Below are 758 nucleotides of genomic sequence, written 5' to 3' on the forward strand. Positions count from 1 at the left end.
TCCAGGTAATTTAGATGCTGATTTAGAAATGCATTATACAAAAGTATTATTTATAGATTCAAAATCAGCACAAGTTGATTTTAAGTGATATGCCTGAGAACCTGAAAATAATCCACAACAAAAAGAATTAATAGAGGAATTTATAAAAGATAGTGAGGGAAATTTATTAAGAGATGATAAGGGAAATAGCATTAAAAACCCTAAATATGATCCGAGTATAGATCCAGAAACAGGGACGAAAAAACAACTAGTTTGGTTTGATTTTGGTATCTTTGATAGTAAAAGTCAGCTAAAAAATGAAGCTTTAAATAATTTTGATATATATTACAATGATGAAAAAGATAGAGAATATTATAAATTAACTAAGCTACCATTTAACACTAAAACACTTTTTGCACCTCACGATAATAATAGTTTAGATAAAGGTTTAATTGTTGAAGCTATTGTACTTGGTAAAGGAGGATTAAAACAACTTATTGGTAAGACAGAAAAATTTACATTATATAAATTAGAACAAAACGATAATTATTTGTGGTTTGTAAAACAAGATAATAATAAATTTTATAATGAAGAGGTTATAAAGACTTCTGATAATACATATTTTTCTAATTCAGGGATTTGGTTATTTGCTTCAAATGCTGAAAAGTCAATTAGTAATTTTAAACTGGTTTTAATAAAAGAAAATTCAAATCCACAAAGCTATTTTACGGAAAATGTTGTTTTGGATTCTAAACAGATTAGACCTCTTTGAAAAACAA

1 protein-coding gene is annotated in these 758 nt (G+C 26.0%); it reads left to right on the plus strand.

Features of this window, described 5'->3' with window-relative positions; genetic code table 4:
• A partial coding sequence (locus N1F73_RS03755; protein WP_396888700.1) for an Mbov_0399 family ICE element protein occupies positions 1-758 on the plus strand: 758 nt, incomplete at both ends.

This window comes from Mycoplasma sp. HS2188 (assembly GCF_025209835.1).
Classification (GTDB): Bacteria; Bacillota_I; Bacilli_A; order Mycoplasmatales; family Metamycoplasmataceae; genus Mycoplasmopsis.